Consider the following 25,196-nt stretch of genomic DNA (forward strand, 5'->3'; position numbering starts at 1 on the left):
GGCGGGTCAGACGGACGGCGCGGCCGGCGGGGGCGGTGGGTCGGTGAGGGCGGACGGAGGCCCCTCGGCCCGAGGCTGGAAGCTCTCGAACACCCCGTAGGCGACGATGCGCTCGGCGAGCGAGTACAGCGGCGAGCACGCCGTCAGTGTGATGTACTGCTCGCCGGTCTGCTGCTCCGGCATCTGCGGCACGTCGGCGAGCACGTCGGTCTGCGTCGGCTTCACATACTCCAGGGTGCGGAACCGGTAGGTGTACCAGCCGTCGGGCGTCTCCACCACGATCGCGTCGCCCACGTGCAGCTTGTCGAGCTGATTGAACGGCTTCCCCCAGGTCGTCCGGTGGCCGGCGAGCGAGAAGTTCCCCACCTCTCCGGGCATCTTCGACTGCGTGTAGACGCCGATGCCCTTCTGGTCGAGGGTGCGCGCGCGACTCGTGCCCCCGTAGATGCCGAAGTTGTAGTCGGCCCCGAATCGGGGGATGTGCATCTGACCGAACCACTCCCCGTCGGCCGGCGCCGTGGGGACGGGCGCCTCGTACACGGTCTCGCCGTCGTCCGTCTCGACCAGCGGCGGCAGTTCCGGTGCCTCCCCCGCGGCGAGCTGCTGCGAGATCGCGGCACCTTCCTCGTTCTTCTGGGCCGCGATGATGATGTCGCCGATCCACATCTGCCAGGCGACGAAGAGGAGGACGACGACGCCCGCGGTCAGGAGCAGTTCGCCGAGCACGCTCGCGAACGTGGCTCGCGACCGTGGTCGCTGCCGCCGTTCGCGCCGCCCCCCAGGCGCGACAGATGCAGTCATGGGCGTGATCATATCCGTCCGACCTGTGCAGCAGGAGCTGGGGCATCGCCGATCCGCGCCCTGACGGCTCGTCGGCGCCGAGGTCTCCCGGGTACAATGACGGCATGGCACGTGACCGCAAGACCGAAGAACCCGCCGTCGAGCGCGCCGAAGGCGACGCCGCTCCCAACGCCGTCTGGTTCAAGCCGGTGATGATCGGCTTCATGCTCCTCGGCCTCGCGTGGATCCTCGTCTTCTACATCTCGGGCATGCAGTTCCCCATCCCCGGGCTCGACAACTGGAATCTGGCCATCGGCCTGGGCATCGCCCTCATCGGATTCCTCATGACGACACGCTGGCGCTGACCGCGCAGAACGACGGAAAACCCCTCGCCTCTTCGGCGGGGGGTTTTCGTCTGTGGAGCGAAGCGGAAGTTATCCACAGGTTATCCCCACACTGGGGAGAATTACACCGATGTTATTCACAGGGGTTAACAACCCTGTTAACAACTCGGGATCAGGCCAAAAGGATCAGCGGCGGTACCACGGCGACCACGACGATCAACAGCACCACCAGGGCTGCGAGCGACACGATCTGCCAGGTCCGCTGGTCGCGGCGCTTCGTGCGGACGTAGATCAGCGCCACGAGAGCACCCGTGATCGCGCCGCCGAGGTGCGCCTGCCAGGAGATGCCGCCCGCGAAGAATCCGAAGGCGAAGTTGATGCCGAGGATGACGAGGATGCCGGTGACGTTCGCCCCGATGTGCCGTCCGATGATCAGGAGCGACGCCAGGAGTCCGAAGATCGCCCCCGAGGCGCCGACCGTCCACGTCTCCGGAGCGAGAACGGCCACCATGACCGAACCGCCGAGACCGCTGATGAGATACAGCGCGAGGTAGCGGACGCGACCGAGCATCGGTTCGAGATTCTGTCCGAGCATCCACAGCGCGAGCATGTTCAGGGCGAGATGAACGAAGCCGCCGTGCACGAAAAGCACCGTCAGCAACCGCCACGGCTCGAACGGCAGGAGGGAGAGGTTCGGGTACAGGAACGGCGCGTAGAAGCCGAGGGCCTGGATGATCGGGGCGTTGAGCCCGGGGATGAGCTGCACGAGGCCGATGAACGACGTCACCGCGAGCAGCGCGTACGTGACCACGGGCTTGCCGCTGCGCACGGCACCCATGGTGGCGGCCCCACCGCCGCGCCACCGACGCGCGGCCTTCTTCTGCGCAGGGGTGCGGTTCTTGCGCTCCGCGTTCATGCACTCCGGGCAGATGACGCCGACCGGGGCAGGCGTCTGGCACTCCGGGCAGATCGTCCGAAGGCACCGCTGGCAGAGCACGAAGCTCTGCCGATCCGGATGCCGGTAGCAGAAGTTCTCACGGTTGTTCGTGAACTCGGGCGTCGTCATCCGGATCGGCCGTCGCTGTCGTCAGGCGGCGACGATGTCGATCGACTGCAGCACGACCGGCTCGATCGGGCGATCGCCCGCCGCGGTCGGAACGGCAGAGATCGCGTCGACGACCTTGCGCGAGGCGTCGTCGGCGACCTCGCCGAAGATCGTGTGCTTGCCCTGCAGCCACGGCGTCGGGTCGGTCGTGATGAAGAACTGCGAGCCGTTCGTGCCCTCGACCTTGCCGGTGATGGCGTTGCGGCGAAGACCCGCGTTGGCCATCGCGAGGATGTAGGGCTCGTTGAAGTTGAGCTCGTTGTTGATCTCGTCGTCGAAGTTGTACCCCGGACCGCCGACGCCCTGACCGAGCGGGTCGCCGCCCTGGATCATGAAGTTCGGGATGATGCGGTGGAAGACGACGTCCTTGTAGAGGGGGCCCTCGCCCGGCTTGCCGGTGGCGGGGTGCGTCCACTCCTGGGACCCGTCGGCGAGGCCGACGAAGTTCTTGACCGTCTTCGGGGCGTGGTCGCCGAAGAGGTTGATGACGATGTCACCGTGGTTGGTGTGCAGAGTTGCGACGTGGGAAGCGTGAACCATGCGTTCATTCTCGCAGAGCTTCCGGTGAGCGGGCCGGGTGCGTACAGGCCCGGCGCCGATGATGCAAGGGGCGGGCGATTCCCTCGCCGCATCCAGCCTCTCGTGGCAAGATGGGGAACCCGTACTCCAATGGACAGGAGAGCATCGTGAGCCTCAGCCGCAAGCGGAAGAAGCAGCTTCGTCGTCTTCAGAAGGACGCGAACCAGCTGTGGGAAGACCAGCAGGTGCTCGTCGGCCACGCTGCCGACGTCGCTCGTGAGGCAGGTCGCCAGCTCGGCAACTTCAATCGCGAGCAGATCGTCCCGGTCGTCCAGGACACCTACAACCGCCGCGTCGCCCCGGTCGTCGACCGTTCGGTGAAGGCCGGCAAGCACGTCGTGGACGACAAGGTCGTCCCGATCGTCGGCGGTGTCGTGGGTACGGCACTGACCGCCTGGGACGTCGCGAACGCCAAGCGTCACGGCGTCGAGTACAAGGCGCGCAAGGCCGTCTCGCAGAAGAAGGGTCCTGGTCTCGGATCCGTCATCGCCATCGTCCTGGGTGCCGCAGCCGCGGTCGGCGTGCTCTACGCCGCCTGGCAGGCGCTGCGGGCCGACGATGAGCTGTGGGTGGCCGACGACCCGCTGTCGGCTCCCGACGCGTGACCACTCCCGACCCGCACGCGCGGGTGCGGGATGCTGCGGCCGCCCGTGGACTCGACATCGAGATCCGCGAGCGGCCGCAGGCGCGTAGCCTCGTCGAGGCCGCCGAGATCCTCGGCATCCCGCCGTCGGGCATCGTGAAGACCCTCGTGGTGAAACGCTCGGACGACACGTATCTGTTCGCTCTCGTCCCCGGCGGACGATCCATCTCCTGGCCCAAGCTGCGCGCCCTCGTGGGCGTCAACAAGCTGCGCCTCCCGGAGCCCGAGCTGGCCCTCGCGGCGACCGGCTACGAGCGCGGGACCATCGTGCCGATCGGCAGCACCACCGACTGGCCGGTCTACGCCGACGCATCGATCGTCGGTCAGCGGGTGGCGATGGGCGCCGGCACGCACGGCTACAGCCTCTTCGTCGACGCCGACGACCTCATCGCCGCGTACGACGCCACCGTCGCCGACATCTCGGTTCCCGACGAACGCTGACGGCTCGACTCCTAGAGGATGCCGGCCATCCGCAACGCGATGTCGACCAGGCGAACACGCTGCAAACCCGCGACCGCGGGGAGCGAGAACCATTCCGCGCGATCGGTGGATCCCTCCGTCTCCCAGCGCAGTTTCCCGCCGGATACCTCCGCCCGGTAGACGATGCGCAGGGTGTGCAGCGGATCCGACGACTTCTGCACGCGCCGCCCGGCGGGGATGACACGGGAATGGATACCGAGCAGCGACCCGACCCTCACCGTGTAGCCCGTCTCCTCGCGGATCTCCCGGCGCACGGCATCCTCGGGCGCCTCGCCCGGCTCCAGCCCACCGCCGGGGAGGGTCCAGGCCACTCGCCGGCCCTCGGTCCATCGCGCCAGGAGGAGGCGCCCACCCTCATCGGTGACGACCCCGTATGCGGCGACGCGCAGGTCCATGGAGACACCCTATCCGGGTATCGAGCCATCGCCCGCCGCGTGACGGGACCGGCGGATCGATCACGAATCGAGAAGCACGGGAGCGGTCGGCGTCCCTACGCTGGGACCATCATCGAGGCCGCACGAGAGGACCATCATGGCCGACACCGAGAAGAACTTCACCACCGAGGAGCGCGAGGCCATGCAGGCCGCCGCGAAGGAGGCGCGCACCCGACGCTCCCGAGCCAAGAAGTCGCCCGAGGAACTGCGCGCCGCCGGCGAGGCCGATCTCAAGGAAGCCGTCGCGAAGCTCACCGACGAGGACAGGCAGCTCGCCGAGAAGCTGCACGCGCTGGTGTCCGAGGTGGCGCCGGAGCTCGTGCCCCGCACGTACTACGGCATGCCGGCGTGGGGCCGAGACGGCAAGGTGCTGTGCTTCTTCCAGCCGGCGAGCAAGTTCAAGGTCCGCTACGGAACCTTCGGCTTCGAGCCGATCTCCCACCTCGACGACGGCACCGTCTGGCCGACCGCGTACGCGGTGACCGCGCTCACGGAGAAGGATCTCGAGTTCCTCGCCGCGCGCATCCGCCAGGCGATCAGCTGATTCGCGGTGAAGGCCTGACGCAGCGGTGTCGCTCGCGTTAGCGTGGTGGCTGTGAGCACCCTCCCCTTCTCCGCCGCCGTCTACGCCCGCCGCCTGGAGCGCGCGCAGGACCTCGCGCATGCTGCCGGTTTCGACGCGATCGTCGTCGGCCCCGGCCCCGACCTCCAGTACCTCCTCGGCGTCGAGGGCGACACCATCGAGCGGCTGACCGCGCTGGTCCTTCCTCCCCGGGGCGCGGCTACGGTGGTCGTCCCACGCATGGAGCTCGCCAAGGTGCGCAGTACGGCCATCGGCGAGCTGGGACTGACGGTCGCCGACTGGGTGGACGGCGAGGATCCGTACGCCCTCGTGGCCGCGGCGACGGGCTCCGTCTCGCGCGTCGGCGTCTCGGATGCGCTTCCCGCGCTGCACGTCGTGCCGATCGGCGAGCGGCTGCAGGCGCGGCTCGAACTCGCCACGCCCGTCCTCCGGGAGGGCCGGATGATCAAGGATGACGAGGAGATCGCCGAGCTGCGTCGCGCCGGCGCGGCGATCGATGCCGTGCACCGTCGCGTACCCGCCTGGTTGCGCGCGGGGCGCACCGAGCGAGAGGTCGCCGCCGACATCGCCGCCGCGATCGTCGAGGAGGGCCATCGGACGGTCGAGTTCGTCATCGTCGGCTCTGGGCCCAACGGCGCGGATCCGCACCACGAGGTCTCCGACCGGGTCATCGAGGAGGGCGACGTGGTGGTCGTCGACATCGGCGGCGCCGTGCCGAGCGGCTACAACTCGGACAGCACGAGGACCTATGTCGTCGGAACGCCTGATCCGGCTGCTGTGGACCGCATCGCCACCCTCGTCCGCGCGCAGCAGGCGGCGGTGGATGCGGTGCGCCCTGGAGTCACGGCGGCGGAGGTCGACGCGGCCGCCCGTTCAGTGCTCGCGGAGGCCGGGCTGGGGGAGGCGTTCCTGCACCGCACGGGTCACGGGATCGGCGTCTCGGTGCACGAGGAGCCCTACATCGCCCCCGGCAACGACCTCGTGATCCGAGAGGGCATGGCCTTCAGCATCGAGCCCGGCATCTACTTCCCGGGAGAGTGGGGCGCCCGCATCGAGGACATCGTGGTCGTGACGGCGGACGGGGTCGAACGCCTGAACACGGCACCGCACGAACTCATGGCAACCGACGGGTGAGGTGAGGCGGGGGAGGATGGTGGAGCCTAGGAGATTCGAACTCCTGACATCCTGCTTGCAAAGCAGGCGCTCTACCAACTGAGCTAAGGCCCCGTGAGGGAATTCTTGAATTGAAAGGGTGGGGCTACCAGGACTTGAACCTGGGACCTCTTCATTATCAGTGAAGCGCTCTAACCGCCTGAGCTATAGCCCCGTCAACCTCCAGAACTTTACCGGAGTTTCGCCGAAAATCCGAATCGAGGGCGGGGGCCCCGCACCGGAGCCCCGCCCTCGCCCGGTTCATCGTCCGGGGTCGACGTTCACACTGCCGGCCGACACGGACACGTCGATCGTGCGACGGGCGCTGGGCGACTCGTCGACACGGGCATCGAACGACCCCGCATTGACGTCCTGACTGATCCGGTACTCCACATCCGGAAGGGTCAGGTTCAGGGATCCGGCGCTCACGTCGATGGTGGTCGTCGTCGGCGCGTCGCCGGTCAGCTCCACCGTCAGATCACCCGCGGCGATGCCGAGATCCGCCTGGTCGACGCCGTCGAGGAGGACGTCCGCCCGCCCCGCGTTCATCTGCACATCGACGGCCGAGGCCGCTCCGGAGACATCGAGGGATCCGGCGTTGATCTGCACCTCGAGGGTGCCGAACTCGCCGGAGACGTCGAGAGCGCCGGCATCGAGCGTGAGGCTCGCGTCGAGGTCCGAGCTGCTGAGCTCCTTCGGAAGGGTGAGCACGGCGCGCTCGTCGTCACCGAACCAGTTGCCGAACCACCAGCCGAAGGCGGGCCGAGGGCTCCGGACGACGAGCTCGTCCGCTTCGCGCTCGAACGTCCACGAACCTCGACCGTTGGTCACGGAGAGCTCCGCCGCGTCCACATCTCCGAAGTCGATGCGGACCATGCTCGCATCGGCGTCGAGATCGATCGCGGTGACGCCGTCGACGTCCACCGTCTGCACCGAATCCGGTCGGCTGGAGGATAGAAGGGTGCCGGTCGCCGCGACGGCCGCCGTGCCTCCGGCTCCGAGCAGGGCGATCCCACCGACCACGGCGGTGACGATCATGACGGCGGTGGCTCCGGATGAACGCCGCGGTCCGGGCGCGCTCGGCGACGGCGTGGGGGAAGCCGCGGACGGCGGCGGCGGGGGAGTGATCGGGGTGTGCCCGCCCTGTGCTCCGGTGTTCTCGGTGGTCATCGTGAGACTCCTGTCTGGCCGTTCGGCGGCGTCGTGCCGCCCGTGTTCTCGAGGTGGGCCAGCGCGGCGAGCACGCGGCGGTTGCCCGCCTCGTCCTGTTCGAAGCCCAGCTTCTGGAAGATGGAGGTGATGTGCTTCTCGACGCTCGCTCCCGAGAGGAAGAGGAGGGCAGCGATCGCCTGGTTCGACTTGCCCTCGGCGAGCAGCGCCAGCACGGTGCGCTCCCGCTCGGTGAGCCGCATCATGCGATCGTCGCGGTTCCGGCGGGTCAGGAGCTGGGCCACGACCTCCGGGTCCAGCACCGTGGCGCCGTCGGCGATCCGCTGCACCGAATCGATGAACTCGGCGACATCCGCCACCCGGTCCTTCAGGAGGTAGCCGAGCGGACCGCCCTGCGCGGCGATGAGATCGGACGCGTAGCGCTCCTCCACATACTGGGACAGCACGAGGATGGCGAGCGACGGATGCACCGCCCGCAGATCGAGCGCCGCGCGGATGCCCTCGTCCGTGAAGGTCGGCGGCAGCCGCACATCGAGGATGCAGAGGTCCGGCGTCGTCGACGTCACGGCCTCGCGGAGACCGGTCGTGTCGGTGAGGGCCGCGACCACCTCGTGGCCGGCGTCCTCGAGCAGACGCACGAGCCCCTCGCGCAGGAGGACGGAATCCTCGCAGATCAGGATGCGCATGGCACGTTCACCTCCAGGCTGGTCGGGCCGCCCTGCGGACTGTCGAGACGGAAGGTCCCGCCCGCGGCGAGGATCCGGTTCGCGATGCCGTCGAGGCCTCCGCCGGGGATGACCTGGGCGCCGCCCATGCCGTTGTCCTCGACCCGCGCCCAGAGGACGTTTCCCTCGCGGAGCCGGACGGTGACCCGCGCTTCGCTCGCTCGGGAGTGCTTCGCCGCGTTGGTCAGCGATTCGGCGATGGAGAAGTACACCGCCGCCTCCGCATCACGTCCGGGCCGGCTTGCCCCGGCGCCGCCACCCTGGGTCCCTGAGCCGTACCCCTGGGTCCCTGCCCCACCACCCTGGGTCCCTGAGCCTGTCGAAGGGTCCATCCGCACGTCCAACTGCACGGGGATGGGGGAGCGGCTGGCGAGCGCGGACAACGCGGCGTCGAGTCCGCGGTCGTCGAGCACGGAGGCGTGGATCCCGCGGGCGAGCTGCCGCAGTTCGGTGATGGCGGCCTTCGTCGACGTGTGGGCCTCGGAGATGAGCTCTTTCGCGGCGTCGGGGTCGGTGTCGATCTTCTGCTGAGCGAGCCCGAGCGTCATCCCGACGGAGACGAGCCGCGGCTGGACGCCGTCGTGCAGATCGCGCTCGATCCGCGTCCGCTCCACATCGGCCGCACGGACGGCACCCTCACGCTGGGCGGTGGATGCGCGGACACGCTCGGTGAGCTCGACCTCACGAGCCCGGGCGACGATCGCCAGCGCGAGTGTCCGGGCCAGGAGCGCGAGGCCGATGATCCCGGCGGCGGAGGCGAGTGCGCCGAGGACGCCGATCACGGGCGCCCAGGACACCGGGATCTGCCCGCCACCGAAGGGGCCGACGATGGTCTCGGCCGAGGTCAGCGGTGCGAAGGCGATGATCATCGACCAGAGGAGTGCCCAGAACAGTCGGAGCACCACGAAGCCGAGGACCGCGGTGATGGCGAAGTTCGCCACCGCACGCCACATCCGCCCATCGATCGCCTGCCTCCCGAGCGCGCGGAGCCAGCCGCCGAAGCCGGGACGGTCCCGCGGCTGGAGCCGCAGCGGGGCGTTCGGTACCCGGTACAGGGCGGCGACGCGAGCGATCTCGAACCAGCCGACGCCGAAGAGCACATATACGAGGCCCACGAGCACCACGATGCCGACGCCGAAGACGAAGAGGAGGCCGAGTCCGGTGCCGAGGAGCCCGCCGAGCATGCCGAAGATGGCGCCCCCGATCACCCCGACACCGGCGAGATGCAGGATCGTGAGCGGGATGCGCAACGGCGGCTTCACCGCTGGCGCGGTGCCCGGGGTCGCAGTCTGTGTGGTCATGCTTCCACGGTAGGGCCGCCGCCGGACCTCGCCCACCGAGTCAACCGGACACTCACGTTCGGGTTTTCCCTACCCCCACCGGCCGAGACCCCGCGCTATCGCCGAAACCCCGGCCTGCATCGGTGCGCAGGCCGGGGTTTCGGCGGAAAGACGGGGTTTCGGGTCAGTTCGACATGAAGCCGACGAGCAACCCGCCCGTGACCTTCACGGCCAGGTTGTAGATGCCCGCGACGACGGCGCCGAGCACCGTGAACACGATGAGGTTGAGGATCGCGACAACCGCCGCGAACGCCATGACCTGCGGCAGCCCCACGAGCTCGGACAGCGGGATCGCGCCGTCGGTGAAGCTCCGCACGAACTCGTCGGCCGTGGACATGATGCCGGTCGCCTGCAGCACGAGGAAGATCAGGAAGAACGACACCATCGTGACGACGGCCAGAGCGACCGCTCCCAGGAACGAGAGCTTCACCGCGGACCAGAAGTCGACGTAGACGAGCCGCAGCCGGACCTGCTTGCCACCGGTCTTGCGTGTCGACTTCTTCGCCAGCTTGTCAGCCACTGTGCTCATGCGTCTGTATCCTCGGGTGTCTCAGTCGTCTGGGGGGCCTCGGCGTCGGCATCCGGCTCGGTCTCCTCTTCGGTGAGACCACGTTCGCCGTTCCGGGCGATGGCGAGGATGCGGTCGGCCTCCGTCGTGCGGGCGAACACCACTCCCATGGTGTCGCGACCCTTGGCGGGGACCTCGGCCACGGCAGAGCGTACCACCTTGCCGCTGGACAGAACCACCAAGACCTCGTCGTCCTCGGACACGATCAGACCACCCGCGAGAGTGCCCCGATCGTCGTTCAACTTGGCGACCTTGATGCCGTATCCGCCACGCCCCTGGACGCGGTATTCCTCGACGGCGGTGCGCTTCGCATAGCCCCCGTCGGTGACCACGAAGACGTACTTCCCGGGTGCGGCGACGGAGGCGGACAGCAGGCTGTCACCCTCACGGAACTTCATGCCCTTCACCCCGGCGGTGGCACGGCCCATGGGGCGCAACGCCTCGTCGGTCGCCTGGAATCGCACCGACATGCCCTTGCGGCTGATGAGCAGGATGTCGTCCTCGGCGTTGACGAGGAGGGCGCTGACCAGCTCGTCCTCGTCGTTCAGACGGATCGCGATCACGCCGCCCTGGCGGTTCGTGTCGTAGTTGTCCAGACGGGTCTTCTTGACCAGGCCCTCGCGCGTGGCGAGGACGAGGTAGTCCGCCACCGCGTAGTCGCGGATGTCGAGGACCTGCGCGATGCTCTCGTCCGGCTGCAGCGCGAGGAGGTTCGCGACATGGGTGCCCTTCGCGTCGCGCCCTGCTTCCGGCACCTCGTACGTCTTCGCGCGGTAGACCCGGCCCTTGTCGGTGAAGAACAGCAGCCAGTGATGCGTCGTCGTGACGAAGAAGTGCTCGACGATGTCGTCCGCGCGCAGCTGGGCGCCCTTGACACCCTTGCCGCCGCGGTGCTGCGAGCGGTAGTTGTCGCTGCGCGTGCGCTTGATGTAGCCCTCGCGCGTGACCGTGACGACCATCTCCTCCTCGGCGATGAGGTCTTCCATCGACACGTCGCCGTCGAAGCCGTGCAGGATGTGCGTCCGCCGCTCGTCGCCGAACCGCTCGACGATGCCCGTCAACTCCTCGCGGATGATCGAGCGCTGGCGGCCCTCGTCGGCCAGGATCGCCTTGTAGTCGGTGATCTGAGCCTCGAGCTCGTTGGCCTGATCGATGATCTTCTGACGCTCGAGAGCGGCGAGTCGACGCAGCTGCATCTGCAGGATCGCGTCGGCCTGGATCTCGTCGATGTCGAGGAGCTTCTGCAGTCCCTCGTTCGCATCCGCGGTGGTCTGCGAACGACGGATCAGGGCGATGACCTCGTCGAGCGCGTCGAGCGCCTTCAGGTAGCCGCGCAGGATGTGCATGCGCTTCTCGGCTTCGCGGAGGCGGAACTCCGTGCGCCGGACGATCACATCGATCTGGTGAGCGATCCAGTGCGAGATGAAGCCGTCGATCGCGAGCGTCCGGGGGACACCGTCGACGATCGCGAGCATGTTCGCGCCGAAGTTCTCCTGCAGCTGCGTGTGCTTGTACAGGTTGTTCAGCACGACCTTCGCGACCGCATCGCGCTTGAGCACCACGACCAGGCGCTGACCGGTGCGGTCCGACGACTCGTCACGGATGTCGGCGATGCCGGTGATCTTGCCGTCACGGGCGAGGTCGCCGATCTTCACCGCCACGTTGTCGGGGTTGACCTGGTAGGGCAGCTCGGTGATGACGAGGCAGGTGCGACCCTGGATCTCCTCCACGTTGACGACTGCGCGCATCGTGATCGAGCCGCGACCCGTGCGGTACGCCTCATGGATGCCCTTGGTGCCGAGGATCTGCGCGCCGGTCGGGAAGTCCGGGCCCGGAATGCGCTGGATCAGACCCTCGAGCAGTTCCTCGCGCGAGACCCCGGGGTTGTCGAGAGCCCAGAGCGCCGCGTCGGACACCTCGCGCAGATTGTGCGGCGGGATGTTGGTCGCCATCCCGACCGCGATGCCGACCGAGCCGTTGACGAGCAGGTTCGGGAAGCGGGCGGGCAGGACCGTGGGCTCCTGCGTCTGACCGTCGTAGTTGTCGGTGAAGTCGACGGTGTCTTCCTCGATGTCGCGCACCATCTCGAGCGCGAGCTGAGCCATCTTCGTCTCGGTGTATCGCGGGGCTGCGGCACCCATGTTGCCCGGGGAGCCGAAGTTCCCCTGGCCGAGGGCGAGCGGGTACCGGAGCGACCAGGGCTGCACCAGACGGACGAGGGCGTCGTAGATCGCCGAGTCGCCGTGCGGGTGGTACTGACCCATGACCTCGCCGACGACGCGGGCGCACTTGGAGAACGACTTGTCGGGGCGGAACCCACCGTCGTACATGCCGAAGATGACACGGCGGTGCACCGGCTTGAGGCCATCGCGGACGTCGGGGAGGGCGCGGCCGACGATGACCGCCATGGCGTAGTCGAGGTAGCTGCGCTGCATCTCCGACTGCAGATCGACCTGGTCGATCTTGCCGTGCTCGTGACCCTCGGTGATGTCGGGGCGTTCTTCGTCAGTCATGTGTCTTTCCTGGTGGGCTGAGCTGGTCGGAGCAGCGGGTCCCGTTCGACGGACTCAGGGACCCCGCGGTGATCAGATGTCGAGGAACCGGACGTCCTTGGCGTTGCGCTGGATGAAGCTCCGACGCGATTCCACGTCCTCGCCCATCAGCACGCTGAAGATCTCGTCCGCGGCGGCGGCGTCCTCGATGGTCACCTGACGAAGCGTCCGGGTGGTGTGGTCCATCGTGGTCTCCCACAGTTCCTTGGCGTTCATCTCGCCGAGACCCTTGTAGCGCTGGATGCCCGCGTCCTTGGGGATGCGCTTGCCGTTCTCCAGGCCGTAGGCCAGCAGCGCATCGCGCTCGGCGTCGCTGAACACGTACTCGTGTGCCGCGTTCGACCACTTGAGGCGGTAGAGCGGCGGCATCGCGAGGTACACGAAGCCGGCCTCGATGAGTCCGCGCATGTAGCGGAACAGCAGGGTGAGCAGCAGGGTGGTGATGTGCTGACCGTCGACGTCGGCATCGGCCATCAGCACGATCTTGTGATACCGCGCCTTCTCGATGTCGAACTCCTCGCCGATGCCCGTGCCGAAGGCCTGGATCATCGCCTGGACTTCCTTGTTGCCGAGCGCCTTGTCGAGACGCGCGCGCTCGACGTTGAGGATCTTGCCGCGCAGCGCCAGGATCGCCTGCGTGTGCGGGTCCCGACCCTGCACGGCCGAACCGCCGGCCGAGTCGCCCTCCACGAGGAAGATCTCGCTGATCGACGGGTCCTTGCTCGTGCAGTCCTTGAGCTTGTCGGGCATCGCTGCGGATTCGAACACGCTCTTGCGACGCGCGGTCTCGCGTGCCTTGCGCGCGGCGAGGCGTGCCGTCGCCGCGTCGATGGCCTTGCGGATGACGTTCTTCGCCTGGTTCGGGTTGCGCTCGAACCAGTCGCCGAGCTGATCGCCGACGACCTTCTGCACGAAGGCCTTCGCCTCGGTGTTGCCGAGCTTCGTCTTGGTCTGACCCTCGAACTGGGGCTCGCCGAGCTTGATCGAGATGACGGCGGTCAGCCCCTCGCGCACGTCGTCTCCGGAGAGGTTGTCGTCCTTCTCCTTGAGGAGGTTGTTCGCACGGGCATAGCGGTTGACGAGCGTGGTGAGCGCCGCCCGGAAGCCCTCCTCGTGCGTGCCACCCTCGTGCGTGTTGATGGTGTTGGCGTAGGTGAACACGTTCTCCGTGTACGACGTCGTCCACTGCATCGCGACCTCGAGCGAGATCTTGCGCGCCGTGTCCTCGGACTCGAAGGCGATGATCTCCTCGTTGACGACCTCGGCGTGGCGCACCTTGTTCAGGTACTCGACGTAGTCGACGAGACCGCGCTCGTAGAAGAAGACGTCGCCCGGCTGCTTCGTGACCGCCTGGCCGTCTTCCTCGGTCTCGTACGCCGACTCCGGCCGCTCGTCGGACAGCTCGATGCGCAGTCCCTTGTTGAGGAACGCCATCTGCTGGAACCGGGTGCGGAGCGTGTCGTAGTCGAACTCGACGGTCTCCTGGAAGATCTCCGCGTCCGGCCAGAACGTGATGCTGGTCCCGGTCTCCTCGGTGGCCTCGCCCTTCTCGAGCTTCTGCTGCGGGACGCCACCGTCGGCGAAGCTGTGCCGCCAGACGAAGCCCTTCTGCTTGACCTCCACGTCGAAGCGGGTCGACAGGGCGTTCACCACCGAGGATCCGACGCCGTGCAGACCGCCGGAGACGGCGTAGGCGCCGCCACCGAACTTGCCGCCCGCGTGCAGGATCGTGAGCACGACCTCGACGGTCGACTTCGAGGGGTCAGACGAGTGCGGGTCGACGGGGATACCGCGACCGTTGTCGACCACGCGCACGCCGCCGTCGGCGAGGAGGGTGACGAAGATCGTGTCGGCATACCCGGCCAGCGCTTCGTCCACCGAGTTGTCGACGATCTCGTAGACGAGGTGGTGCAGTCCGCGGGGACCGGTCGAGCCGATGTACATGCCGGGTCGCTTGCGGACCGCTTCGAGTCCTTCGAGGATCTGGATCGAGTCGGCGCCGTACTCACCGGGCTGCTGCTTCTTCGGTGCGGGTGCCGCCGATCCTCCGGCCTGTGAGCCCGACGAAGCGTCGTTGTTCGGTTCCGTCTCGTCAGCAGGGGATTCAGGCGTCATCAGAGGGCATTCTCCAGATCGATATCTCGAACTCCCATTCTAGCCGGGTTTCGAGTCGAAATGCCGCTCAACGGCCGCGTGTGGCCCTCTGAGCGTTTCGGACCCCTTGCATGGTGCCCTACCCGTAGGTATCGCGCGGGCCCCGCCCTGGAACGGCTCTGGGACCCCATTTCCACGAGGGGACGTCCGGTCCGATGAAGCGGAGGTTCTCCACTCCCGCCTCCGGGTACCGTCGTCCGATCTCCGTGAGGATCGTCGCGCGCATGAACTGGAGGTTCTTCGCCCACGCGGTGGAATCGCACTTGACGGTGAGCAGTCCGCGCTCGAGAGACACCGGCTCCGAGTGCTTCGCGGTGTCCGCCCCCGCGAGGTCAGCCCACTGGCGGACGAGGTCCTCCCGGGCGAGCGTCGTCTCCCAGCCGGATTCACGGCTGAGCGTGTCGAGGACGGCGCCGAGGCTCCCCGGATCGCGGCCGGGGGTGAACGGCGCGTTGTCGTCGTCGACGGAGATCCGCCTTTTGCGCTTCCAGTTCTTGGCGCTCGGCTTGAGTCCCCGCAGTCGCAGGTAGGTGGAGACGGTCTCGGGAGCCTCCGCCGAGGCCGCGCTGTCGGTGACCACGTCAGTCATTCGGCGCACCGTCCTCTCCCTGCAGCCGGTCCCGCTCATCGGTGATGGTCCCCGCCGTGATGCGGACGACGTGAGCATGGAGCACGTCGGGGATATCCTCCTCCACCGCTGCCGTGACCACCACCTGCTCGTAGCCCGCGGTGAGTGCGGCGAGCCGCTGCCGCCGATCGGCGTCCAGCTCCGCGAAGACGTCGTCGAGGATCAGTACCGGGTCGCCGGCCGGGGACTCGCTGCGGAGCAGCTCGGCGGACGCTAGTCGCAGGGCGAGTGCGACCGACCAGGACTCGCCGTGGGAGGCGTACCCCTTCACCGGCAGGTCCCGGACCCGCAGCACCAGGTCGTCCCGATGGGGTCCGGTGAGGGTGAGGCCGCGGTCGAGTTCGTTCGAGCGTTTCGCCGCGAGAGAGGCGCGGAACATCTCGGCGATGCGACGGGCGTCCCCGCGCACGTCGTCGACGGGAGCGGCACCGTCCGCGTCATCGCGGTCGTCGTCATCCTCGGGATCGCTGCCGGCGACCGACAGCGCCCAGTCGAGCCGGGGACGGTGGTCCGCGCCGGCGATCGCCGCGTATGCATCGGCGACGGGCTGCTGCAGATCGGACGCCAGCCGCTGCCGTGCCGTGATGATCTCGGATCCGAGGGAGACGAGCTTGTCGTCCCAGACGTCGAGGGTGCTCAGCGCTTCACCGCGGATGCCCCGTGCCCGCGCCGACTTGAGCAGGGCGTTGCGCTGCTTGAGCACGCGGTCGTAGTCACCCAGCACGGCGGCGAGTCGCGGGGTGCGCTGGATGAGGAGCTGGTCGGCGAACCGGCGGCGGGCCGAGGGGTCGCCCCGCACGATCTGGAGATCCTCCGGCGCGAACAGCACGACATGTGCGTAGCGGGGGAGCTCGTTCGTCTTCGACGGGGAGCCGTTGATCCGTGCCTTGTTCGACCCCTGGCGATTGAGCTGCACCTCGACGAGCACGCGTCGCTCACCGTGCGCGAGCCGGGCCCGGATGACGGCGAACTCCTGGCCGTCCCGCACCATCGGCGCGTCCGAGGACACCCGATGCGATCCCAGCGTCGCGAGGAACACCACCGCCTCCGCGAGGTTCGTCTTGCCCTGGCCGTTCCGCCCGACGAGGACGTTCGGCCCGCGGTGCAAGGCGAGTTCCGCGGTCGCGTAATTGCGGAAATCGACCAGGCTGAGATGCTCCACAATCACGGAGCCAGCCTACCTTCCGGGTCGGACACTCCCTCGGGGCCGGGGGTGCTCAGCGCAGGAGGAGGTTGGGCTGGAGGAGGTACTTGAACGAGTCCAGACCGGCCTGGTCGACCGACGTCTGACTGGTGATGAGGACCGGGCTCAGCTTGTTGGCGTTGTCGCTGGAGGTGAAGGTCACCCGCACGAACTCGCTCTTGACCGCACCGAGGGCTTCGATGAGGTACTGCGGGTTGAGACCCAGCGTCACCTCGTCGCCGCCGGAGAGGATCGCGTCGACCGACTCGGACGCGCGGGCGTGCTCGCTGCCCGATGCATCCATCGTGACGCTGTCGGTCGAGAACGTGAAACGCAGTGGCGCCGCGCGGTCGAGCACGAGGGAGACACGGCGGACGGCCTCGATGAGATCGGCCGTGTTGACGACGGCGTAGTGGTCGGTCTGCTCGGGGAAGAGGCGGCGGACCGGGGGGAAGTTGCCCTTGATGAGCAGCGACGTCACGGTCTTGTTGCCGGCGGTGAACGCGATGATCTCGCGATCCCCGGCACCCGAGAAGGCGATCTGGATCGTGCCGGCGTGTCCGAACGTCTTGCCGACCTCGACGAGGGTGCGGGCGGGAACGAGTGCGGTGGCCTCGACGGCCTCGCCATCCCAGGGCACGTCGCGGAGCGAGACCCGGTAGCGGTCGGTGGCGACGAGGCTGAGCGTCTGTCCGGTGACCTCGAGCTGGACACCCGTCAGCACGGGAGTCACATCGTCACGGGACGCGGCGAAGCCGACCTGCGCGATCGCCGTGCCGAAATCGTCGGCCGGGACGACGCCGGAGGATCCGGACACCTCGGGAATGGACGGGTATTCCTCGACCGGCATGGCCGCGAGGGTGAAGCGAGCCGAGCCACAGGTCACGGCGATTCCGCCGTCATCCTCGACGGCGATCTCGATGGGAGCGTTCGGGAGGCGGCTCGCGATGTCGGAGAGCAGCCGCCCGTGGACGAGGATCGTGCCCGGTGTCTCGACCGTCGCCTCGATGGTCGTCCGTGCGGATGCTTCGTAGTCGAAGGCCGAGAGGGTGAGTCCGGAGCCGTCCGCCTCGATCAGGACACCGGCGAGGATCGGCTGTGGATTGCGCTGGGGCAGCAGCTTGACGACGAAGGACACAGCCTCGCTGAAGACATCGCGGTTGACCTGAAACCTCACGGGTGCTCCCTTGTCGTCGAACATGACGGGTCGTCGTCGGGTCCTGCCACTGCAGGGAATCCCATGCTAGCCCCACAGTCCTGCGGTTCCCTACGCCGGAGGACTTGTCATGCCGCCGCCGGTTCTCCCCACCGTCTGGTGATCGGATCGCACCCTGAACGACTTAACTCCTTAACGGTGTTAACACCTGTGGATACTGTGGATAAGTCGGTGGAAAGCAGGCGCGAGTAGGGAACTACACACGTGTCACTTGTGGAGACCCTGAGGAATCCGCGGGTGGACAGGGGTCGGTCGTCGTTTCGCCATCCCGGGGTTATCCACAGGTTTCCCCGATCGCCCCACATTCGAGACGGCGCGTTCCACGTTCATCCACAAGTTATCCACATGTGCATAGACGCATCTATCCGGCGGGTGCATGTCGCCGAAACGCCGAGAGGGACGCCGTCCCGTGTCGGATGCGGCGTCCCTCTCGTGGGTGCAGGTCGTCAGCGACGACCGAGCTGCGTGGTGATCTCGGTCACCTGGTTGTAGATCGAGCGACGCTCCTTCATGAGTTCGCTGATCTTCTTGTAGGCGTACATGACCGTCGTGTGGTCCCGGTTGCCGAAGAGCTGACCGATCTTCGGGAGGGAGAGGCTGGTGCGCTCACGGCAGAGGTACATGGCGATCTGCCGTGCGGTGGCGATCTGCTGCGAACGGCTGGAGCCGTAGAGGTCGTCGACGGTGAGCTTGAAGTACTGCGCGGTCGCGGTGATGATGTCGGTCGGCGAGATGATGTTGTCCTCGGCCGTGTCGATGATGTCCCGCAGCACGGTCTGAGCCAGGGAGATGTCGAGAGCAGAGCGGTTCAGGCTCGCGAACGCGGAGACGCGGATGAGTGCACCCTCCAGCTCGCGGATGTTCGAGGACACGACCGTGGCGATGTACTCGAGCACCTCGTCCGGGATGTGGAGGGCCTCGCTCTGCGCCTTCTTCCGCAGGATGGCGATACGGGTCTCGAGGTCGGGCGCCTGCACGTCGGTGATGAGGCCCCACTCGAACCGGCTGCGCATGCGGTCCTCGAAGCCGGTCAGGTGCTTCGGTGCGACATCGCTGGTGATGACGACCTGCTTGTTGTGGTCGTGCAGCGTGTTGAACGTGTGGAAGAACGCCTCCTGCGTCTCCGCCCGTCCTTGGAGGAACTGGATGTCGTCGATGAGGAGGATGTCCACGTCGCGGTACCGCGCTTGGAACGCGGCGCCGCGGTTGTTGGCGATGGAGTTGATGAAGTCGTTCGTGAACTCCTCGCTCGATACGTACCGCACCTTCACCCCGGCATAGAGGGACTGCGCGTAGTCACCGATGGCGTGGAGGAGGTGTGTCTTGCCCAGTCCGGAGTCGCCGTAGATGAAGAGCGGGTTGTAGGCCTTGGCCGGAGCTTCGGCCACGGCCACGGCGGCCGCGTGGGCGAACCGGTTGGACTGGCCGATCACGAAGTTGTCGAAGGTGTACTTCGGGTTGAGGCGGGACTCGTGGCGCAGCGCCGTCGGCTGCTCCATCGGCGACTCGGCGCGCACCGGCTCCTGGCGACCGAAGTCGGCGACCGCGATGGGGGCCGTGGGCTGGTCCGCGAGTTCGTGGTTCACGACCACCCGGTAGGACGTGACCTCTTCGCCGACGTGAGCGAGGGCCTCCATGATGGGCAGGCGGAGGCGCTTGTTGATCTGGGCGGCGGTGAGGTCGTTCGGCACCTCGAGGTACAGGGTCGCCGACATCACCCCGGCCGGCACCGCGAGGCTCAGAAAGCCCTGGAGCTGCGGCGTGACCCGATCGTCGGCTTCCAGCAGCTCCTGCACCGTGGTCCAGATCGGGACTTCGGGCTGGGCTGGTGAGGACATGGTGCTCCGGACGACGGATCGGGTCGGGGTCGACGTGCCGTTCCCCTGTGGATAACTTCGGATGCCACGGTAGTCACACCGGCTCGGAACGGCAACCTGCCCTTGAAAACACGCGGGCGTGTTGGATGTGGCGGATGCGTCCGGCTTGTGGATAATGGCTGTGCGGTACGCATGGGATGACAAGCGGTACAGGTCGCAGATTTGCCCTGTCCGCCGCCAAGACGTACCCTTAGTCGGTTGACTTATGCCTGTTTGGCAGTTCCCTATGTCTCCGGTCGAAGTGAATCCGGTGACAGCATTCCCGGAGTGATCTCATGAGCAAGCGCACCTTCCAGCCCAACAACCGTCGTCGCGCCAAGAAGCACGGCTTCCGTGCCCGCATGCGTACCCGCGCCGGCCGTGCCATCCTCTCGGCACGCCGCGCGAAGGGCCGTACCGAGCTCTCCGCGTAAGCAGCTGTGCTCGCCCGCCCGTTCCGTTTGACCCGCGGGAGCGACTACCGACTGGTCGTTCGACGCGGATCGCGTTGTGGCGGGGCCCGCGTCCTCACCTCCATGCTGGCGACGGGCGAGAGCAGGGCCGCCCGGTTCGGCTTCATCATCAGCAAGCAGGTGGGCACGGCCGTGGTGCGCAACACCGTCCGTCGGCGACTCAAAGCCGTCTGTGCGGAGGCGCTCCCGCGTGTTCCTCAGGGCACGGATGTCGTCATCCGTGCCCTTCCTGCGTCCGCGACCGCCTCCTACGCGGAGCTTCGCAGCGATGTGCATCGTTGCCTGGCGCGGCTCGCACCGGCCGAGGCCGCCTCATGACCGCGTTGCCGGCCTCGTCGGTGGGGACGGGGGAGATGCACGGGCGCGACGTGCTTCGCAGCATCCCGCTCCTGCCACGCAACGTCGTGCTCGCCTTCCTGGCGGGGTACCGCAGGGTGGTCTCGCCGATGTACGGGGACGTATGTGCGTACTACCCCTCCTGTTCCGCCTACGCTGTAGGTGCGGTGCAGCAGCACGGCGCCGTGGGGGGGGCTCTGCTCTCGGCGTGGCGCATCCTCCGCTGCAATCCCTGGTCTCGCGGAGGCGTCGACGACGTCACACCGCACCGACACTTCCGCTACGACCTGACCGCACACGGTTTCGTCGTCCCCTCCCGAAAGGACTGATCGGTGGGTCTTGACCTTCTGTTCGCCAGTGCCACCCCCAGCCCGGAGCCGGCATCCGGCGGATTCGACCTGCTCGGCACGATCCTGTGGCCGCTGAAGTGGGTCGTCGAGCTCATCCTCGTCGCCTGGCATTGGCTGCTGACCGCCGTCGGTCTTCCTGCGGCCTCGGGCATCACCTGGGTCCTCTCGATCGTCGGCCTCGTGATCGTGGTCCGTGCAGCGCTCATCCCGCTGTTCGTGAAGCAGATCAAGAGCCAGCGCAAGATGATGGAAATCGCTCCTGAACTGCGGAAAGTTCAGGAGAAGTACCGCGGCAAGAAGGATCAGCTCTCTCGTGAGGCGATGAGCCGCGAGACGATGGCGCTGTACAAGAAGCACGGCACGACGCCGATGTCGAGCTGTCTGCCGCTGCTCGTGCAGATGCCGATCTTCTTCTCGCTATACAGCGTGCTGAGCGACGTCAGCAAGCACGCCCGCGACAACGTGGGTGGCGTCGGCCTGCTGAGCCCGGAGCTCACGAAGGAGTTCTACGACGCGAAGCTCTTCGGCGTCGCTTCGCTGCACGAGACGCTGGGCAACGCCATCGATGCGCAGAACGTCACGGCGATCATCATCCTCGTCACCCTGGTCGTCCTGATGATCGCGTCGCAGTTCTTCACCCAGCTGCAGATCATCTCGAAGAACCTCTCGCCGGAGGCCAAGACCGGCCAGGCGTACCAGATGCAGAAGATCATGCTCTATGTGCTGCCGCTGGGCTTCATCTTCTCCGGTGTGTTCTTCCCGCTCGGTGTCGTCGTGTACTGGTTCATCTCGAACCTCTGGACCATGGGCCAGCAGTTCCTCGTCATCCGTGAGATGCCCACCCCGGGCTCGGAGGCGGCGAAGGCGCGCGAAGAGCGTCTGGCGCGTAAGGGCAAGGCCATCGATTCCTCGGGCAAGGTCGTGCCGATGTCGGTGTACGAGGCAGAGCAGCAGCGTCTGCTGGAGCAGGCCGAGAAGGCGAAGGCTGAGGCACCGAAGCGACAGCAGCCGGTAGGGAAGAAGCGCGCGAAGAAGAAGGGGAACGCGTCATGAGTGAGGTCGTGACCGGGAGCACCGAGCCCACTGTGGCGCAGCTCGAGAACGAAGGCGATGTCGCCGCGGATTACCTCGAGGAGCTGCTCGACATCGCCGACATCGACGGCGACCTGAACCTCGATGTCCGGCAGGGGCGTGCCTACGTCTCGGTCGAGGCCGAGGGTGACGGCCTCGCGCTGCTCTCCGCTCCGGACACGGTGCAGGCGCTGCAGGAGCTCACGCGTCTCGCCGTGCAGAACAAGACTGGCTCGTTCTCGCGTCTCATCCTCGACATCGGAGGATCCCGCGACACGCGCCGCCGGCAGCTCGTGACCCTGGTCGAGGCGGCGGCCGCCAAGCTCGATGAGGGCTCGTCGCAGGCGTCGCTGCCGGCGATGTCGAGCTACGAGCGCAAGCTGGTCCACGACATCGCTGCCGAGCGAGGGCTCGTCTCCGAGTCGTACGGCGAGGGCGCGGACCGTCACACGGTCCTGCGTCGTCACTGACGTACCGAAGGCGAGTACGGGCGGGTGTCTGAGACGAACGATTCCGGCGAGAAGACCGTCGAGCAGGAGCCGGCTGTCGCTGCCGATCTTTTCGGAGACCGCCTGGAGATCGCTCGGCGGTTCACGGACTCCCTCGCCCGTGAGGGGGAGGAGCGGGGTCTGATCGGGCCGCTCGAACTGCCCCGCCTGTGGACCCGTCACATCCTGAACAGCGCGATCGCCGCACCGCTCTTCCATGGTTCCGTGGCGGACATCGGGTCTGGGGCCGGACTGCCCGGTCTGGTGCTCGCCATCGCCCGCCCCGATGTGTCGTGGACACTGGTCGAGCCGATGGAGCGTCGGATCAACTGGTTGACGGAGCAGGTGAACGATCTCGAGCTCTCGAACGTCACCATCCTCCGGGCGCGTGCGGAGGACGTCCGTGCGAAGGGTGCCTTCGACGTCGTCACGGCTCGTGCGGTGAGCGCGCTGCGTACCTTGATTCCACTGACGGCTCCACTGGTGCGCGATGGTGGTGAACTCACCCTCTTGAAGGGCATGAACGCCGCGAACGAGATCGAGGCGGCGCGGAAGCAGATCGCGAAGTTCACACTCTCCGACGTTCGCGTCGAGGTTCTGGGCGAGGGACTGCTTCCCGAGACGACCCGGGTCGTCCGTGCCCACGTGCGCTGAGGACATTGTCGTTTCACGTGAAACTCTGCCGTCAGAGTGGCCTTCTTTGGTGGGCATTACCTCTTGATCGGCTGATCCGAAAAGGTAGTGTCGGCTCACGCATGAGGTTCGCCCGGACAGGCCATGTTTCACGTGAAACAACAACGAGTCTCGGTGCAGTGCGGTAGGACGCTACTCACGGCTCCGAAGGCGCTGAGTCGGGAATCGCGTTCACTGGGTGCTTCAGCGACGCCAGTGTCCTGGTTGCTCCAGTTACGGTGAACCTGAATCGGCGATCGACCTCTGTCTGACACGGTTGTCGGGAGCGCTGGGTTCGGGGGCGTAGAGCTTCTTCCATCGCGGGACCATCTTCGCTGAGGCGGTCAGGGGCGAGTATCACGACTCCGAGGCCGGCCTCGGAGGAGGGAATCGGTGGGCGCCGCCACACAACTCCTTGGCATCGGCGCTGTGGACGGGCGTACTCATCAGCGTCCCCGGGTCTTTCTGGAAAGCGCGTGTGGAGACCGGTGGGGCATCCACTGATCGAGCCAAGGAGCGTGGGGCGCTGCCCCGGGCGGTCCGTAGGTCAACAGTGATGTTCTCCTGCGAGGTCATTGGACGCACTGCTCGTTGAGTGCCCTTCTGCTCGACACTGGCACCTGCCCGTGCTGTGGGTCAGCGAGCGGGGTGTGCTGTCTTCACGGCGCGGCGTGGTGGGCTGCGGATCGCAGAACCTCCCGTGAGGCAGACGCAGGAGGTGGGATCGTGGTCGGCGTGGCCACATCAGACACACAACCGTTTCACGTGAAACGTCCCGCGATTCGCTTCGACGAGTTATCGCACGCGCCTACGTCGTCCGCTGACGATCTCCGACCGTTTGCCATGGCGCATTCGGTAGAGGAGGAGGTATCCCTCAGTCGTAGCGATCTTGAATGAGTGTTTCACGTGAAACAGTCGGTTCTCAGTGTGGCTCCCACGGTGCCTGAGTGCCCGTCCTTGCGCTGAGGGGCACCGATCATCAGCGCGTGCGCAGAGTGTGGTGACGGTGAGCGCGGCACGGGGCGAACGTGTCATCCGTCGTCGGGGGGAGCCCTCGTCAGAGTCGACTGGGTCGTACCGCTGGCTCCTGCAGGTCGCTGCGGCAGTGGAGGTCCCCCGCGGGGGCGTCGACAGGCAAGAAGGTCATCCGCTCGGCGAAGCTACCGCAGGGGGTGCCTCGGTGCCTCGTTTCCTCTGCCGTCTGAAACGGACATGGTGCCACCAGTCCTGTCAGTGACGTTCGGGGTGTGCCTCGAAGCCTGGACTGGAGCCGGCGGGTGGCTTTCTCTTGGGAGAGTGTGATGGTGTCGCCGGGTTCTGCGGCGGGGGGCGGCGCGATACTTCGTCCCGTGCTTGGTCAATGACGACTCGGGGCAACCAGGCCGGGCCCTGGCGTTCGATGGTGTGTCGACGTGTAAAGGCACCCGGTGAGTGGCCTTCTTCGGAGGAGTGGCCTCTGAACCTTTCTGCGGCGCTATCGGATCCCTCGTGCCTGGTCTCGAGTGTCGTCGGGGGAGACGGGGTGTAACCGGTGCAGGCCTGGTATTGGATGGTGTGTGTCCATGTGTGGAGGGGGCCGGTGAGTGCCTTGACGCGGGACTGGGCTTTGGAGCTTTTGACCGCTGCGGCAGAGGCGCTCATGCCTCGCTCGTGTTTCGTCCGGGGAATGACCCCGGACAACCGGACTGGCCTTGATGCTCAACGGTGTCCCTCGATGAGTGGGAGGGGCCCGGTGATCGGCCTTCCCGTGGAGGAGCTGCCGCCGGGGGCTATCGCTAGCGTGACGCAGATGGCTCTTGAGCGACGGTCGTTCCACACACTTCGGGCACGCATGCCGAGTGGTGTGCGTGGATGGGCGACGCCACGTCGTTCGATGGGCATCGCCGTGAAGGGAAATCCTTCCGCGCCAGAACTGCTCCCAGGTTTGCTCCGTCGTCGTGGGGCGACCCGAGCAGCGGCTGGGAACACGTGCTGCTGTGCGTGCCCGAGATGGCGAACGGATGTGAACAGGTCAGGAGGGGTTGTGTTTCACGTGAAACAGACCGCGACCGGGCGGCGGATTCACGGGAGACGAGCCGTCGCAAAGGGCGAAGGGACGGGCCACATTGGGGGTCGGTGCCCCCATGCGGCGCGATCCTTCGTCCACCTGCCGGCTAGGACGCTGGAGGAGGCAGCGGTGTGATGCTCCGCGAGTTGTGCGGGCAGGCAGGTCATGGAGGGGCCAGAACGACGCGACGCGCCTGTTGCGCTGTCACACGGGGCACGGGGCGCGAGCGGACCGGATCGGTGCCGCGTGACGCTGGCGTCCTCCCGG

25 protein-coding genes and 2 tRNA genes are annotated in these 25,196 nt (G+C 67.2%); 11 read left to right on the forward strand and 16 right to left on the reverse strand.

All coding sequences use genetic code 11. The annotated features are described in order from the left end of the window. Positions 1-6: 6 nt before the first annotated feature. The gene (locus tag AB1285_RS15240) at positions 7-801 is read right to left on the reverse strand and encodes a class E sortase (RefSeq protein WP_187662801.1); all 795 of its coding nucleotides are present in this window, start codon (positions 799-801) and stop codon (positions 7-9) included. Between the two features lie 104 nt (positions 802-905). Between AB1285_RS15240 and AB1285_RS15245 the strand changes: the two genes are divergently transcribed. Beyond that, on the forward strand, positions 906-1,145 hold the full coding sequence (locus tag AB1285_RS15245) for a cell division protein CrgA (protein ID WP_025102888.1): 240 nt from the start codon (positions 906-908) through the stop codon (positions 1,143-1,145). 151 nt (positions 1,146-1,296) lie between these two features. Here AB1285_RS15245 and AB1285_RS15250 read toward each other — a convergent pair whose 3' ends face one another. Further along, the gene (locus AB1285_RS15250) at positions 1,297-2,190 is read right to left on the reverse strand and encodes a rhomboid family intramembrane serine protease (RefSeq protein ID WP_187662800.1); all 894 of its coding nucleotides are present in this window, start codon (positions 2,188-2,190) and stop codon (positions 1,297-1,299) included. Between the two features lie 21 nt (positions 2,191-2,211). Next, positions 2,212-2,769 (reverse strand): peptidylprolyl isomerase, encoded by a 558-nt coding sequence (locus AB1285_RS15255; protein ID WP_187662799.1) that lies wholly within the window; start codon positions 2,767-2,769, stop codon positions 2,212-2,214. Between the two features lie 146 nt (positions 2,770-2,915). Here AB1285_RS15255 and AB1285_RS15260 point away from each other — a divergent pair, with 146 nt between their 5' ends. Then, positions 2,916-3,413: a hypothetical protein gene (locus tag AB1285_RS15260; protein ID WP_025102885.1), complete on the forward strand. Its 498-nt coding sequence runs from the start codon at positions 2,916-2,918 to the stop codon at positions 3,411-3,413. Next, complete coding sequence (locus AB1285_RS15265; protein WP_232089133.1) at positions 3,410-3,892, forward strand: aminoacyl-tRNA deacylase; 483 nt, start codon at positions 3,410-3,412, stop codon at positions 3,890-3,892. The genes AB1285_RS15260 and AB1285_RS15265 overlap by 4 nt, the downstream gene beginning before the upstream one ends. 11 nt (positions 3,893-3,903) lie before the next feature. Here AB1285_RS15265 and AB1285_RS15270 read toward each other — a convergent pair whose 3' ends face one another. Further along, positions 3,904-4,326, reverse strand: coding sequence for an NUDIX hydrolase (locus AB1285_RS15270; RefSeq protein WP_370428204.1), 423 nt, complete (start codon positions 4,324-4,326; stop codon positions 3,904-3,906). A 136-nt stretch (positions 4,327-4,462) separates the two neighbouring features. Here AB1285_RS15270 and AB1285_RS15275 point away from each other — a divergent pair, with 136 nt between their 5' ends. Both AB1285_RS15275 and AB1285_RS15280 read left to right on the forward strand, forming a co-directional pair. Beyond that, complete coding sequence (locus AB1285_RS15275; RefSeq protein ID WP_363446022.1) at positions 4,463-4,909, forward strand: hypothetical protein; 447 nt, start codon at positions 4,463-4,465, stop codon at positions 4,907-4,909. A gap of 51 nt (positions 4,910-4,960) precedes the next feature. After that, a complete protein-coding gene (locus AB1285_RS15280) occupies positions 4,961-6,082 on the forward strand; it encodes a M24 family metallopeptidase (protein WP_370428205.1) in 1,122 nt (373 codons plus the stop codon). 17 nt (positions 6,083-6,099) lie between these two features. On the opposite strand, the gene AB1285_RS15285 is transcribed toward AB1285_RS15280, so the two are convergent. The 12 genes from AB1285_RS15285 to dnaA form a co-directional block, all read right to left on the reverse strand. After that, positions 6,100-6,175, reverse strand: a tRNA-Ala gene (locus AB1285_RS15285). A gap of 26 nt (positions 6,176-6,201) precedes the next feature. Next, positions 6,202-6,275: transfer RNA gene (locus AB1285_RS15290), tRNA-Ile, on the reverse strand. An 86-nt stretch (positions 6,276-6,361) separates the two neighbouring features. After that, positions 6,362-7,270: a DUF4097 family beta strand repeat-containing protein gene (locus AB1285_RS15295; protein WP_370428206.1), complete on the reverse strand. Its 909-nt coding sequence runs from the start codon at positions 7,268-7,270 to the stop codon at positions 6,362-6,364. Continuing rightward, positions 7,267-7,956 carry a LuxR C-terminal-related transcriptional regulator gene (locus tag AB1285_RS15300; protein ID WP_370428207.1) on the reverse strand — a complete coding sequence of 230 codons (690 nt, stop codon included), beginning with the start codon at positions 7,954-7,956 and terminating at the stop codon, positions 7,267-7,269. Before AB1285_RS15300 ends, AB1285_RS15295 begins: the two co-directional genes overlap by 4 nt. Continuing rightward, positions 7,944-9,296, reverse strand: a complete 1,353-nt coding sequence (locus AB1285_RS15305) for a sensor histidine kinase (RefSeq protein ID WP_370428208.1) — start codon at positions 9,294-9,296, stop codon at positions 7,944-7,946. Before AB1285_RS15305 ends, AB1285_RS15300 begins: the two co-directional genes overlap by 13 nt. A gap of 163 nt (positions 9,297-9,459) precedes the next feature. Further along, positions 9,460-9,864 carry a DUF3566 domain-containing protein gene (locus AB1285_RS15310; protein WP_025102877.1) on the reverse strand — a complete coding sequence of 135 codons (405 nt, stop codon included), beginning with the start codon at positions 9,862-9,864 and terminating at the stop codon, positions 9,460-9,462. Beyond that, positions 9,861-12,416 (reverse strand): DNA gyrase subunit A, encoded by a 2,556-nt coding sequence (gene gyrA, locus AB1285_RS15315; RefSeq protein ID WP_370428209.1) that lies wholly within the window; start codon positions 12,414-12,416, stop codon positions 9,861-9,863. The genes AB1285_RS15310 and gyrA overlap by 4 nt, the downstream gene beginning before the upstream one ends. Before the next feature lie 72 nt (positions 12,417-12,488). After that, positions 12,489-14,570 (reverse strand): DNA topoisomerase (ATP-hydrolyzing) subunit B, encoded by a 2,082-nt coding sequence (gene gyrB, locus AB1285_RS15320; RefSeq protein WP_187662791.1) that lies wholly within the window; start codon positions 14,568-14,570, stop codon positions 12,489-12,491. Between the two features lie 118 nt (positions 14,571-14,688). Beyond that, positions 14,689-15,198 (reverse strand): DUF721 domain-containing protein, encoded by a 510-nt coding sequence (locus AB1285_RS15325; RefSeq protein ID WP_259954811.1) that lies wholly within the window; start codon positions 15,196-15,198, stop codon positions 14,689-14,691. Further along, positions 15,191-16,405: a DNA replication/repair protein RecF gene (recF, locus tag AB1285_RS15330; protein WP_315636778.1), complete on the reverse strand. Its 1,215-nt coding sequence runs from the start codon at positions 16,403-16,405 to the stop codon at positions 15,191-15,193. The genes AB1285_RS15325 and recF overlap by 8 nt, the downstream gene beginning before the upstream one ends. Positions 16,406-16,454: 49 nt before the next feature. After that, a complete protein-coding gene (gene dnaN, locus AB1285_RS15335) occupies positions 16,455-17,597 on the reverse strand; it encodes a DNA polymerase III subunit beta (protein WP_259954814.1) in 1,143 nt (380 codons plus the stop codon). A gap of 485 nt (positions 17,598-18,082) precedes the next feature. After that, positions 18,083-19,474 carry a chromosomal replication initiator protein DnaA gene (dnaA, locus tag AB1285_RS15340; protein WP_187662787.1) on the reverse strand — a complete coding sequence of 464 codons (1,392 nt, stop codon included), beginning with the start codon at positions 19,472-19,474 and terminating at the stop codon, positions 18,083-18,085. A gap of 314 nt (positions 19,475-19,788) precedes the next feature. On the opposite strand from dnaA, the gene rpmH reads away from it, so the two are divergent. Genes rpmH through rsmG form a run of 6 tightly spaced genes read left to right on the forward strand, consistent with a single transcriptional unit; the run spans position 19,789 to position 22,864 of the window. Further along, a complete protein-coding gene (gene rpmH / locus AB1285_RS15345; RefSeq protein ID WP_022879826.1) occupies positions 19,789-19,926 on the forward strand; it encodes a 50S ribosomal protein L34 in 138 nt (45 codons plus the stop codon). A gap of 6 nt (positions 19,927-19,932) precedes the next feature. After that, entirely contained in the window at positions 19,933-20,283 is a 351-nt protein-coding gene (rnpA, locus tag AB1285_RS15350) for a ribonuclease P protein component (protein WP_187662786.1), read from the forward strand. Further along, entirely contained in the window at positions 20,280-20,630 is a 351-nt protein-coding gene (yidD, locus tag AB1285_RS15355) for a membrane protein insertion efficiency factor YidD (RefSeq protein ID WP_370428210.1), read from the forward strand. The genes rnpA and yidD overlap by 4 nt, the downstream gene beginning before the upstream one ends. Positions 20,631-20,633: 3 nt before the next feature. Then, complete coding sequence (yidC, locus tag AB1285_RS15360; protein WP_187662784.1) at positions 20,634-21,704, forward strand: membrane protein insertase YidC; 1,071 nt, start codon at positions 20,634-20,636, stop codon at positions 21,702-21,704. Then, the gene (locus AB1285_RS15365; protein WP_187662783.1) at positions 21,701-22,192 is read left to right on the forward strand and encodes a protein jag; all 492 of its coding nucleotides are present in this window, start codon (positions 21,701-21,703) and stop codon (positions 22,190-22,192) included. Before yidC ends, AB1285_RS15365 begins: the two co-directional genes overlap by 4 nt. Before the next feature lie 24 nt (positions 22,193-22,216). Next, the gene (gene rsmG, locus AB1285_RS15370; protein WP_280567620.1) at positions 22,217-22,864 is read left to right on the forward strand and encodes a 16S rRNA (guanine(527)-N(7))-methyltransferase RsmG; all 648 of its coding nucleotides are present in this window, start codon (positions 22,217-22,219) and stop codon (positions 22,862-22,864) included. The last annotated feature ends 2,332 nt before the right edge of the window (positions 22,865-25,196 follow it).

Source organism: Microbacterium sp. NRRL B-14842 (assembly GCF_050470785.1).

Bases quoted from the DNA above. Each gene is read 5' to 3' on its own strand.
- AB1285_RS15240 (WP_187662801.1), bottom strand. From the start codon at position 801: ATGACTGCATCTGTCGCGCCTGGGGGGCGGCGCGAACGGCGGCAGCGA.
- AB1285_RS15245 (WP_025102888.1), top strand. From the start codon at position 906: ATGGCACGTGACCGCAAGACCGAAGAACCCGCCGTCGAGCGCGCCGAA.
- AB1285_RS15250 (WP_187662800.1), bottom strand. From the start codon at position 2,190: ATGACGACGCCCGAGTTCACGAACAACCGTGAGAACTTCTGCTACCGG.
- AB1285_RS15255 (WP_187662799.1), bottom strand. From the start codon at position 2,769: ATGGTTCACGCTTCCCACGTCGCAACTCTGCACACCAACCACGGTGAC.
- AB1285_RS15270 (WP_370428204.1), bottom strand. From the start codon at position 4,326: ATGGACCTGCGCGTCGCCGCATACGGGGTCGTCACCGATGAGGGTGGG.
- AB1285_RS15275 (WP_363446022.1), top strand. From the start codon at position 4,463: ATGGCCGACACCGAGAAGAACTTCACCACCGAGGAGCGCGAGGCCATG.
- AB1285_RS15295 (WP_370428206.1), bottom strand. From the start codon at position 7,270: ATGACCACCGAGAACACCGGAGCACAGGGCGGGCACACCCCGATCACT.
- AB1285_RS15300 (WP_370428207.1), bottom strand. From the start codon at position 7,956: ATGCGCATCCTGATCTGCGAGGATTCCGTCCTCCTGCGCGAGGGGCTC.
- AB1285_RS15305 (WP_370428208.1), bottom strand. From the start codon at position 9,296: ATGACCACACAGACTGCGACCCCGGGCACCGCGCCAGCGGTGAAGCCG.
- AB1285_RS15310 (WP_025102877.1), bottom strand. From the start codon at position 9,864: ATGAGCACAGTGGCTGACAAGCTGGCGAAGAAGTCGACACGCAAGACC.
- gyrA (WP_370428209.1), bottom strand. From the start codon at position 12,416: ATGACTGACGAAGAACGCCCCGACATCACCGAGGGTCACGAGCACGGC.
- gyrB (WP_187662791.1), bottom strand. From the start codon at position 14,570: ATGACGCCTGAATCCCCTGCTGACGAGACGGAACCGAACAACGACGCT.
- AB1285_RS15325 (WP_259954811.1), bottom strand. From the start codon at position 15,198: ATGACTGACGTGGTCACCGACAGCGCGGCCTCGGCGGAGGCTCCCGAG.
- dnaA (WP_187662787.1), bottom strand. From the start codon at position 19,474: ATGTCCTCACCAGCCCAGCCCGAAGTCCCGATCTGGACCACGGTGCAG.
- rpmH (WP_022879826.1), top strand. From the start codon at position 19,789: ATGAGCAAGCGCACCTTCCAGCCCAACAACCGTCGTCGCGCCAAGAAG.
- yidD (WP_370428210.1), top strand. From the start codon at position 20,280: ATGACCGCGTTGCCGGCCTCGTCGGTGGGGACGGGGGAGATGCACGGG.
- AB1285_RS15365 (WP_187662783.1), top strand. From the start codon at position 21,701: ATGAGTGAGGTCGTGACCGGGAGCACCGAGCCCACTGTGGCGCAGCTC.